The 1,426-nt window shown below is 69.6% G+C and carries 2 protein-coding genes and 1 pseudogene; 2 read left to right on the top strand and 1 reads right to left on the bottom strand.

Translation table 11 applies throughout. The features are described from left to right. Nucleotides 1–102: pseudogene (locus ACWDNU_RS45750) on the bottom strand (sugar nucleotide-binding protein); the annotation flags it as partial. A 47-nt stretch (nucleotides 103–149) separates the two neighbouring features. Here ACWDNU_RS45750 and ACWDNU_RS45755 point away from each other — a divergent pair. Together ACWDNU_RS45755 and ACWDNU_RS45760 are read left to right on the top strand one after the other, a co-directional pair. Beyond that, entirely contained in the window at nucleotides 150–794 is a 645-nt protein-coding gene (locus tag ACWDNU_RS45755; protein ID WP_449673436.1) for a cytochrome d ubiquinol oxidase subunit II, read from the top strand. A 3-nt stretch (nucleotides 795–797) separates the two neighbouring features. Then, nucleotides 798–1,250 carry a hypothetical protein gene (locus ACWDNU_RS45760; protein WP_449673435.1) on the top strand — a complete coding sequence of 151 codons (453 nt, stop codon included), beginning with the start codon at nucleotides 798–800 and terminating at the stop codon, nucleotides 1,248–1,250. The last annotated feature ends 176 nt before the right edge of the window (nucleotides 1,251–1,426 follow it).

A 1,426-nucleotide genomic window follows, 5' to 3' on the forward strand; every position in this document is an offset into this window, starting at 1 on the left:
AGGGCCGTCGACATTCACCGCGAACGCCCGAGCCTCGTCCGACTCCGCGGCATCAACAGCCGTATACGCGGCGGCATTGATCACCACCGGCACCGAAATGGCGGGCCTGGTGCGATATCGGCATCGGGATCGGCTCCTGGATTCCCGCGCTGGCCTGGGGCTGGGTGTTCGCGAACCTGGTGCGCGGCGTGCCGCTGGACGCGGAGCGGCAGATCGTCGGCTCGGTGTGGGATCTGCTCAGCCCGTACGCCCTGCTCGGTGGCCTGGCGACCGGCATCCTGTTCGCCCTGCACGGCGCGGTGTTCCTGGTCCTCAAGACCGGCGGCGAGGTCCGCGACGACGCGCAGCGCATCGTCCGGCTGCTGCTGGTGCCGACCGCGGTGGTCGTCGGCGCGTTCGGGCTGTGGACCCAGCTCGCTTACGGCACCGGCTGGACCTGGGCGGTGCTGGTGACGGCGGTGCTCGGCCTGGTGCTCACCGGTGCGGCGAACGTGGCGGGCCGCGACGGCTGGGCCTTCGTCGGCACCACGGTCACCGTGGCCTCGGCGACCGTGCTCATCGTGGGCTCGATGTACCCGACCGTGCTGCCCTCGACCATCAGCCCGCTCTACGACCTGAACATCTACAACGCCGCCTCCAGCGCGTACACGCTGAAGGTGATGAGCTGGGCCGCGGTGCTGGCCACCCCGGTGGTGCTGGTCTACCAGGGCTGGACCTACTGGGTGTTCCGCCAGCGGCTGACCGTCGAGCAGATCCCGGCACCGACCGGTCTGCCGCTGCGCAGCAAGGACTGAGCGATGACACGGGCGGACGCGGCCGCGGACGGATCGGCCGCCGAGCGGCAGCGGCCGGGCAGGCGTCCGCCCGTCGACCCACGGCTGTGGAAGTACGCCCGCTCGGCCCGGCCGCATCTGGTGGTGTCGGTGCTGCTCGCGCTGGTCATCACGGCGACGATCGTGGTGCTGGCGGTGCTGCTCGGCCGGGTGCTGGCCGGGGTGATCACCGATCCCGGCAAGCGTGAGTTCGGCGCGTGGACAGGCGAATTGATCGGCCTGTCGATCGCGGTCGCGGTGCGCGCCGTGGCGAGCTGGTGGCAGGCGCGGCTGGCCCACCGGGCCGGTGCGACGGTCGTCGCCGAACTCGAATCGGCGGTGCTGCGGGCCGGTGCCGAACTGCCGCCACGGGAACTCGACGCCCGGTTCCCGGCGGTCTCGGCGAGCCGAACGGACTTGCGAGTCTGTCCGGGTTAACTGTTGTGAACCGGTGACCCTGACGGGTACTGTCCGGTCATAACCAGTTGTAAGTTTGACCAGGTGGATGCCGGATGTCAACCGCGAAATATGACGTGGCGCACATTCGAGGCTCCCATACTGGAACCGGCAACCACCGCGGAAAGGGAGAACACATGTCCAAAGCGGAAGCGATC

This window comes from Amycolatopsis sp. NPDC003676 (genome assembly GCF_053587275.1).

Bases quoted from the DNA above. Each gene is read 5' to 3' on its own strand.
- ACWDNU_RS45760 (WP_449673435.1), top strand. From the start codon at position 798: ATGACACGGGCGGACGCGGCCGCGGACGGATCGGCCGCCGAGCGGCAG.